Origin of the sequence: Bacillus sp. C30 (assembly GCF_040838255.1) — a bacterium.
GTDB lineage: Bacteria > Bacillota > Bacilli > Bacillales > Bacillaceae_G > Bacillus_A > Bacillus_A mycoides.
The window spans coordinates 1-9398 of record NZ_JBFPJH010000120.1 but is presented as its reverse complement, the minus strand read 5'-3'; the positions used below and the strand labels follow the sequence as shown (position 1 = coordinate 9398).

At 37.5% G+C, this 9398-nt stretch carries 8 protein-coding genes; 7 read left to right on the top strand and 1 reads right to left on the bottom strand.

Features of this window, described 5'->3' with window-relative positions:
* Positions 1–77: 77 nt before the first annotated feature.
* The 3 genes from AB3X49_RS13035 (at position 78) to AB3X49_RS13025 (ending at position 2832) form a co-directional block, all read left to right on the top strand.
* Positions 78–752 (top strand): hypothetical protein, encoded by a 675-nt coding sequence (locus AB3X49_RS13035; RefSeq protein WP_367962537.1) that lies wholly within the window; start codon positions 78–80, stop codon positions 750–752.
* 192 nt (positions 753–944) lie between these two features.
* Positions 945–1421: a PH domain-containing protein gene (locus AB3X49_RS13030; protein WP_002186468.1), complete on the top strand. Its 477-nt coding sequence runs from the start codon at positions 945–947 to the stop codon at positions 1419–1421.
* A complete protein-coding gene (locus tag AB3X49_RS13025) occupies positions 1414–2832 on the top strand; it encodes a PH domain-containing protein (protein WP_367962535.1) in 1419 nt (472 codons plus the stop codon). Before AB3X49_RS13030 ends, AB3X49_RS13025 begins: the two co-directional genes overlap by 8 nt.
* A 99-nt stretch (positions 2833–2931) precedes the next feature.
* Here AB3X49_RS13025 and hmoB read toward each other — a convergent pair whose 3' ends face one another.
* Positions 2932–3435, bottom strand: coding sequence for a heme-degrading monooxygenase HmoB (gene hmoB, locus AB3X49_RS13020; RefSeq protein WP_367962533.1), 504 nt, complete (start codon positions 3433–3435; stop codon positions 2932–2934).
* 127 nt (positions 3436–3562) lie between these two features.
* On the opposite strand from hmoB, the gene AB3X49_RS13015 reads away from it, so the two are divergent.
* The 4 genes from AB3X49_RS13015 to hemY all read left to right on the top strand — a co-directional run bounded on the left by AB3X49_RS13015 (position 3563) and on the right by hemY (position 9307).
* Positions 3563–5680: a transglycosylase domain-containing protein gene (locus AB3X49_RS13015; RefSeq protein WP_367962531.1), complete on the top strand. Its 2118-nt coding sequence runs from the start codon at positions 3563–3565 to the stop codon at positions 5678–5680.
* A 189-nt stretch (positions 5681–5869) separates the two neighbouring features.
* Positions 5870–6916 carry a uroporphyrinogen decarboxylase gene (hemE, locus tag AB3X49_RS13010; RefSeq protein WP_033706503.1) on the top strand — a complete coding sequence of 349 codons (1047 nt, stop codon included), beginning with the start codon at positions 5870–5872 and terminating at the stop codon, positions 6914–6916.
* Positions 6917–6930: 14 nt separating this feature from the next.
* Complete coding sequence (gene hemH / locus AB3X49_RS13005) at positions 6931–7866, top strand: ferrochelatase (protein ID WP_367962528.1); 936 nt, start codon at positions 6931–6933, stop codon at positions 7864–7866.
* 19 nt (positions 7867–7885) lie between these two features.
* On the top strand, positions 7886–9307 hold the full coding sequence (gene hemY, locus AB3X49_RS13000) for a protoporphyrinogen oxidase (protein WP_367962526.1): 1422 nt from the start codon (positions 7886–7888) through the stop codon (positions 9305–9307).
* The last annotated feature ends 91 nt before the right edge of the window (positions 9308–9398 follow it).

The following is a 9398-nucleotide window of genomic DNA, read 5'->3' as shown; positions in this document are numbered from 1 at the left end:
TAATGAATGTGTGAGGCTATGATGTTGTAGAATTACATTGTTTTCATAGTGTTTTTTATTAAAAGGAGTGAATTATAGTGCTCGAAGTAAAATTTTATGATTGGAAAAAACAACGTCCTAAAAAACATTATTTGCGTGTGCATGAAATTAGGATTTTTGAGTTAATTTTCTCAAAGAAAATTAACGAGTTTGAAATGGGATTAGGAGAGATTGAGCAAGTTACTGTCTATTGTTTAGCTAATGAAAATACTGATATTTCATATAAAGTGAATAGAGCTTTAGGTGAAATTTGTGTATATGTTCCTTACGATTTTATGGAATTTTTAACATGTGATTCAGTTGAAGAGAAATACAATGAGTTTTGTAAATTAGTACATCAATATGTTATCCCCGGACTTGAAGAAAACTCTACTCTCTCACCATCTATTGTTAGAGAGTATGTCGAAGAGTCTTTGGGAGAAATTGTGAAACAAAACTATGAAGGGATATTTTTAGTAGGGAAGACACCTAAAAAAAGCCCAAGCCGTAAGAAGATAGCGATATTAAAAGGAATTCATCGTGTTAAAGGTTTCCAACTACGATGTGAGGTGTACGATGAAAAGGGTTTAAAGATTCGCGATCAATTATTGGTGGAAGAGGTAGGTAACGAAATGGTGTATTCAAGATTTTTAGGCACATTAAAATGGGAAAGTGAAAATTTAATTGTGGTCAAATCAAAATCTAGTAGTTGGAAAGAAGAAATTTATATTTAATAATAAAGCTATTATAGAAGAAATGATTTGTAGAAAGAAGAGATGCTATTGCTTCTTCTTTCTTTATGTGTATTCGATTAATGAAGGGAATTTTAAAGAAATGCTCGACACAATGTAGGGAACTATAATTTTACAAAACTGTATATAACAACTAATATATAATTAATAAATTCATATAATTGGAGTGATGAGATGCAGCCGTTAGAGAGGGAGATTCATTCTAATATGCTGAAAGTGTGGAGAATTCATGCTTTAATTGGGGCGGCAGTTATACTAGCAGTCGTAATTGCGTATTTCTTTTTTATGATTAACTTTAACTGGTGGGGCTGGTTGTTTGGATTGTTAGTGACAGGAGCAGTTATATATATACCACTCGACTATTTTGTATTTCCAAATTTACGTCAACGTTATTATAGTTACAGATTAAATGAAGAAGAGATTGAGATTCAAAAGGGAATGTTCGTTGTAAAACGCGTACTTATTCCGATGATCCGCGTGCAGCACGTAACGATTGAGCAAGGGCCAATTATGAGAAAGTATAATTTAGCAGAATTACATATTTCAACAGCGGCAACTTCGCATAGTATTCCAGGCTTAACGAAAGAAGAAGCAGAACAGTTGAAAAGACAAATTGGAGAGCTTGCGAAAGTGAGTGATGAGGGTGTATAAGAGGCAACATCCGATCACGATATTGTTAGGTATTCGAATTGCGAGTTTGTTACCACTTATTATTCTTGTTATGTTTAAACCTGAAGAACAAGTGAAGCCTTGGTATTTATTTTATCTTTTCCTTCTGTTTGTTTTATTCATTATGGCTATTTTTTCAGCTGTAAAATGGTATTTCAAAGTGTACTGGATTGAGAATAATATTTTACATATAAAACACGGTGTTTTTGTGAAGAAGGAAAGTTATTTAAATAAAGACCGTGTGCAAAACATTAGTACATCTTCTAATATCATTTATCAAATGCTTGGACTTACGAAATTAAATATAGAAGTAGCGGGCGGCGGTAGTGAGCCAGAAGTGATGTTAGCTGGTATTAGAGAAGATGAAGCGAAGGAACTGATTGCTTTATTAAATAAAAAAAGAAGCGCTGCGAGTGAAGAAGTACCCATGGCAGAAGAAAGTAAGACGATTTATCAGTTAACGATGAAAGAGATTTTAGTAGCTTCCATTACGTCTGGTAGATTCGGATTAGTGTTTTCTGGATTACTTCTTATTTACACAGAGTTTAATCAATTTCTTCCAGAATGGCTCATAAATAAAGTGGAAGCGTATGTGATGGATAACGGTGTATATGAATTAATCGTTATGGCCGCGATTTTAATGGCGGTTTCGTGGGTCATTTCTACGGCCGGCTATGCATTAAAATACGCGAACTTTAAAATTGAGCGAAACGGAAATGAAATTCGTATCGTTCAAGGGTTATTTGATAAGAAAGAGTTTGTGTTAAAATTACACCGCATTCAAGCGATTACTGTAAAAGAAGGAATTCTCCGCCAGCCTTTCGGTTATTGCTCTGTCGAAGTGGAAGTCATTCAAAGTATAGAAGCGGCAGGGAATGAAGTGATGTTACATCCTTTTATGAAGAAAAAAGATGTACAGCAGCTACTTGCCTATTTGCAGTTGCCGTATGAAATAGAAGAGGAAATCGTTCATTTACCGAAGGCTGCATTACGCCGTTACGTCGTAATGGGCTGGATTACAAGTGCTGTGCTCGCTGTGCCAATCGCTGGTGCGAGTATATATTTTAAACAACATACTGCGTTGTTCGTTCTTATACCGCTATTTATTGTATTTACAATACTTGCATACGCTAGATATAAAAGTGGTGGATATATGATACGAGACAATCAGTTAGTAATGGTGCACCGAGGTCTCGCGAAATATACAGGGATCATGCGAAGAAGGCATATTCAAGTGGTCGGATACAATCAATCTTATTTTCAAAAGAAAGACGAGTTATGTACAGCTGCTGTAGCGGTGGCGGGACATGGTTATGAAGTGAAGCATATGCGAAAAGAAGACGTGCTTCGCATATATAATTGGTATAAAGAAAAAGGAAACACCAGTGTGTAATGGTGTTTCCTTTTTGTGTGTCGTCATTTGTCGATAAGTCGATATATTCGAAAAATCGCTAATATAATTTCATGTACCGAGGTCTCTAAACTTAGAAACTTAAACTAACACATCAAAAGTAGTCACGAACGACGGGCGAGAGAAAATACTTTTTTGCTGTTCTGCATGTGGATGCGCTTGTGCTTGTCCTTGTCCTTCTGCTTGTGCAGGGCGTTTTTTATGAGCGTTTTCGAATGAACGTGATTCTGTCCAGTCTTTAAAGTTTTGCTCAGTTTCCCACATCGTTAAGATGACATATGTATCATTACTTAATGGGCGAAGAACACGGATTGCTTGGAAGCCAGGCTCATTTTCGATTAGACCAGCACGGTTTTTAAAACGGTTTTCAAATACAGGGCGACCTTCGTCTGTTACAGAAATGTTGTTACAAACGATGTAGCCAGGTTGTCCTTTAAATTCTCCAACAGCGTCTAATACGTCATACTGAAGTACGGATTCTACAGATTCTTCAGTATTTTCTTTATAAAACATATCTTTTTCGTTATGTTTTGCAGTGAAATGTGCTTGTTCTAGAGGTGTTTCGTATGAAATAATAGCCTTCATTTTAATGCCCCCTTTATGGTTTGTCTCTATTATATCAATTCTCTTAAAAAACTTCGAAGATTATATACATAAAGATACTTCTTTTTCAAATAATAAATGTACCATCATTTGGAAAGAAGGCCGATGTATGAAGAAAGCAAAGTGGACTTTATTAGGCGGGGTAGCAACGTTCGTAGTAGCGATTGTACTCTATAAACTTATTGTGTTAACTGGTGGCTATATGATGGATGAAAAGCAGCTTGTTTTCCACTCTTCATCACGTATCGTTGACCAGAAAGGAAAAGAAATTACGAAGTTATATGTAGAAAATAGAGAACTCGTACCGATTGAAGAAATTCCAAAGTACGTGCAGCAAGCATTTATTGCTGTGGAAGATTCTCGTTTTTATGAGCATCAAGGAATTGATTACCCTTCTATATTTCGGGCGCTTTATAAAGACGCGTTAGCTGGAGAGAAGGTAGAAGGCGGTAGTACGATTACGCAGCAACTAGCTAAAAATGTCTTTTTAACTCGCGAAAAAACATTTACGCGCAAATTGAAAGAGGTCGCAATTTCTCTTCAATTAGAGCAAAAATATACGAAGCAGCAAATTCTTGAAATGTATATGAACCATATTTATTTCGGTCATGGGGCATATGGTATTCAAGCGGCAGCAAAGTTGTATTTTAATAAAAATGTAGAAGATTTAACAGTGGAAGAGGGAGCTATGCTTGCAGGGCTTCCGAAAGCGCCAAATGGCTATTCACCGTACTTATCCCTAGAAAAGAGTAAAGGGCGCCGTGATCTTGTTTTGTCACTTATGCATAAACAAGGCTATTTAACAGCGGAAGATAGTGTTCGTTACCAAGGGAAAACAATCGCTCTTTATAAAAATTCAGATGAACGTGAACTCGCATATATGCCGTATATCGATATGGTTATAGATGAAGCGGCGCGTTTATATGGTTTATCGCATCAAGAAGTACTGCGCGGAGGATATACGTTTGTCGTACCGATGGATGAAAAAGTTCAAAAGGTAGCATATAACCAGTTTCAAGATGCGAGAAATTTCCCTGGTAAAGAAAACGGGGCGCAAGGTGCATTTTTATTAATGGATAATCAGACTGGCGGAATTAAAGCCGCGATTGGCGGAAGAGAGTATGTTCCGAGAGGGCTTAATCGCGTTTTTGCAAAGCGGCAGCCTGGTTCTGTTTTAAAGCCGCTTATCGTATATGGACCTGCACTTGAGACGAAGAAATATAATCCATATTCTTTATTAACGAATGAAAAAAGTTCGTTTGAAGGTTATGAACCTCGAAATTATAATCATGAGTATACGAAAGAGATGACGATGTACGATGCGGTATTAGAATCAGCAAATGTGCCAGCTGTATCTTTATTAAATGAATTAGGGGTAGATGAGGGAAAGCAATATTTAGAGAAAGGGAATGTTCATATTGCGGACTCAGGTTTAAGCACAGCACTTGGCGGGCTAAAAAATGGTGTGTCTCCATTTGATCTTGTCAAAATGTACCGATCTTTTTTAGCAAACGGGAATATTATCGAACCGCACGTTATCGATAAAGTATTAAATAGACACGGGGCGGTCATTGGAGAATCATCAAAAGCTGAAACGAAAGTCTTTTCGAAGCAAACGGCATGGTATATGACAAAGATGCTTGAAGGAGTTGTGAAAGAAGGTACGGCGAAAGCTGGTGTATATAATGGAGCTTTAGCTGGAAAAACAGGCACAACTTCATTGCCAAATGATGACCATGGTGCGCGTGATATGTGGTTCGTTGGATATACACCGAATTTAGTAGGTGCAGTTTGGATTGGCTATGACCGCACCGATAAAGAGCATCAATTACAAGATGGAAATGCATCTGCAACGATGTTATTTAAAAAGATTTTAACGAAAGCAAACATACAAGATAAAGCGAGTTTTCATAGGCCAAAAGGTGTTGAAACAATTGGACTGCCAATTCGTTTAGATAAGATTCAAAACGTGGAAGCAAAACTAGCATTTAGTCCTTTCGGTTTATTTGCAATGAAACTAAGCTGGACGCCGCTTCCTGATGAGCGAATTATGTATCGGATTTATAAAGTTGAAAAAGGAATTCATACTCACGTTGGAACGGCAAAAGGAACGGGGAAATATGAGGAGAAGTTTATTAATATATTCTCAAAACCAAGTTTTTACGTTGTGCCATATAACACACAAACGAACCGTGAAGGAGAAAAGTCAAAAGTAGCTAAACCGTAGTTTTTCTCTGTGCTATAATAAGAATGTTGTGAAAATAGTAAACGTTTTTACGAACGTTTGTGTCAATTTAATGAACAACGTACATAATGTTATGCATTTTGTTTTTACAAGCTGTATAGTAAAAAAAGATAAATATCGGAATAGAGCATATTTAAAGAAAAAGCATTGGTAAGGAAGGGAGCTAGGGTCTTGGTAAGAACTATAAATGAGACATTTTTAAAAGCATGTAGGGGGGAACGTACAGAGTATGTACCAGCATGGTATATGCGTCAAGCAGGTCGTTCACAGCCGGAATATAGAAAGATAAAAGAGAAATATTCTTTATTTGAAATTACACATAATCCAGAGTTGTGCGCTTATGTTACAAAGTTGCCAGTTGATCAATATAACGTAGACGCAGCAATTCTTTATAAAGATATTATGTCACCACTACCTGCAATTGGTGTTGATGTGGAAATTAAATCTGGCATTGGTCCAGTTATCGATAATCCAATCCGTTCTTTACAAGACGTAGAAAAATTAGGGGAAATCAATCCAGAAGATGACGTACCTTACATACTAGATACAATTCGTTTATTAACGACAGAAATGTTAGATGTACCGTTAATCGGTTTTTCAGGAGCTCCATTTACGTTAGCGAGCTATATGATTGAAGGCGGTCCTTCTCGTAACTATCATAATACGAAAGCGTTTATGTATGCAGAGCCGAAAGCTTGGTTCGCATTAATGGATAAGCTAGCAGATATGGTTATTACATATTTAAAAGCGCAAATTAACGCAGGAGTAAAAGCGGTTCAAATTTTCGATTCTTGGGTTGGAGCAGTAAATGTAGCGGATTACCGTATATTTATTAAACCAGCGATGGAGCGTATTTTTGCAGAAGTTCGCCCGATGGGTGTTCCAATGATTATGCACGGCGTAGGTGCTGCACATTTAGTGAATGAATGGCACGACTTACCGCTTGATGTAGTAGGTTTAGATTGGCGCTTACCGATTGAAGAAGCACGCGCACGTGGTGTTCACAAGGCGGTACAAGGAAATATGGATCCTTCATTCTTATTAGCACCTTGGCCTGTTATTGAAGAACATGTAAAAGGTATTTTAGATCAAGGGATGAAGCAGCCAGGTTATATCTTTAACTTAGGTCACGGCGTATTCCCAGAAGTAAATCCAGATACATTAAAACGCTTAACTACATTTATTCATGAGTACTCTAAAGAACAGTTAGCGAAGTAAAGGAGATTGTCTGTATGAAAAAGAAAATTGGTTTGCTTGTAATGGCATACGGAACGCCATATAAAGAAGAAGATATTGAACGTTACTATACACATATTCGCAGAGGAAGAAAGCCAAGTCCTGAAATGCTAGAAGATTTAACAGAGCGTTACCGTGCAATTGGTGGTATTTCTCCTTTAGCTACTATTACATTAGAGCAAGCTAAAAAGTTAGAGACACGTTTAAATGAAATGCAAGATGAAGTAGAGTACCACATGTATCTTGGTTTAAAACATATTGAACCGTTCATTGAAGATGCAGTACAAGCTATGCATAAAGATGGAATAGAAGATGCAATTGCACTCGTTCTTGCCCCTCACTATTCTACTTTTAGCGTGAAGTCTTATGTAGGACGAGCGCAAGAAGAAGCAGAAAAACTTGGAAACTTAACAATTCACGGCATCGATAGCTGGTACAAAGAACCGAAATTTATTCAGTATTGGGTCGATGCAGTGAAAGGTATATATAACGGTATGTCAGAAGCAGAACGTGAAAAAGCAGTGTTAATCGTATCTGCACATAGCTTACCAGAAAAAATTATCGCACTTGGCGATCCATACCCGGATCAATTAAACGAAACAGCTGACTATATTGCACGTGGTGCTGAAGTAGCAAATTATGCAGTTGGCTGGCAAAGTGCCGGAAATACACCAGATCCTTGGATTGGTCCAGATGTACAAGATTTAACGAGAGAATTAAATGAAAAGTACGGCTACAATTCATTCGTATATGCACCAGTTGGATTTGTTGCGGAACATTTAGAAGTTTTATATGACAATGACTTTGAGTGTAAAGTTGTAACGGATGAAATTGGCGCGAAATATTATCGTCCCGAAATGCCTAACGCGTCGGACGCATTTATCGACTGTTTAGCAGATGTTGTATTAAAGAAAAAAGAATCTGTAATGTAAGTAGAAAGGGGGAGCTTACTTGAGGAAAAAAGTTGTGATCATCGGCGGTGGCATCACAGGATTAACAACAATGTATAACTTACAAAAAGAAATTCGTGAAAAAAACTTGCCGATAGATGCATTGCTTATAGAAGCGTCTGGTAAACTTGGCGGGAAAATTCAAACCGTTCAAAAAGATGGATTTACAATTGAACGTGGCCCTGATTCTTTCTTAGCAAGAAAAGAGAGCGCAGCTAAATTAGTGAAAGAATTAGGACTTGATGCTGAACTTGTAAATAATAAGGCCGGTCAATCGTTCGTTCTCGTAAACAATCGGTTACATAAAATGCCGAGCGGTTCAATGATGGGAATTCCAACGCAAATTACGCCGTTTCTATTTTCCGGATTGTTCTCCCCAATTGGTAAACTAAGAGCTGGTTTTGACTTATTAATGCCTAGATCAAAACCAGTTTCTGATCAATCACTCGGGCAGTTTTTCAGGCATCGCCTTGGAAATGAAGTCGTTGAAAATTTAATTGAGCCATTATTATCTGGTATTTATGCAGGGGATATTGATGAAATGAGTTTAATGTCAACATTCCCTCAAATTTATCAAATTGAACAGGAGCATCGTAGTATTTCACTCGGTATGCGTACGCTCGCTCCAAAGCAAGAGAAGGCTGAATTGAAAAAAGGAATCTTTAAAACTGTGAAAACCGGTTTAGAATCTATAGTAGAATCTCTTGAAGTGAAGATTCCTAATGATATGGTAATGAAGGGAACTCGTATCGAAAAGGTTGCAAAACTTGGTGATAGTTATACGATTACGCTTAGTAACGGAAAAGAAATGGAAGCAGACGCGATTGTAGTTGCGACGCCGCATAAAGTATTGCCATCTATGTTTGCGCAGTATAAGCAGTTTCGTTTCTTCCGTAACATTCCGTCTACATCAGTTGCAAACGTGGCACTTGCTTTCCAAAAGTCTGCAATTCAGCGTGATATTGATGGTACCGGATTTGTCGTATCAAGAAATAGTGATTACACAATTACAGCGTGTACGTGGACACATAAAAAATGGCCACATACAACGCCAGAAGGAAAAACGCTTCTTCGCTGTTACGTCGGACGCCCAGGTGATGAAGCGATTGTTGAACAAACTGACGAAGAAATTGTGCAGCTCGTACTCGAAGACTTACAAAAGACAATGGATATTACAGAGGATCCAGAGTTTACAATTGTAAGCCGCTGGAAAGAAGCGATGCCTCAATATACAGTAGGCCATAAAGAGCGAATGAAGAAGCTCACAACATTTATGGAGGAAGAATTGCCAGGTGTGTATTTGGCAGGTAGTTCTTACGCTGGTTCTGGTCTTCCGGCTTGTATTGAGCAAGGTGAGTTAGCGGCGAAACGTGTGTTATTTCATTTAGAGAAAGTAATGGAGACTAAATTAGTCGCACATTAAAATATTTCAAACAAAACGCCTTCAATTATATTGAAGGCGTTTTGTTTATTGGATAAAATACCTTTAGTCAATAAAGCTATATAAGTTATTT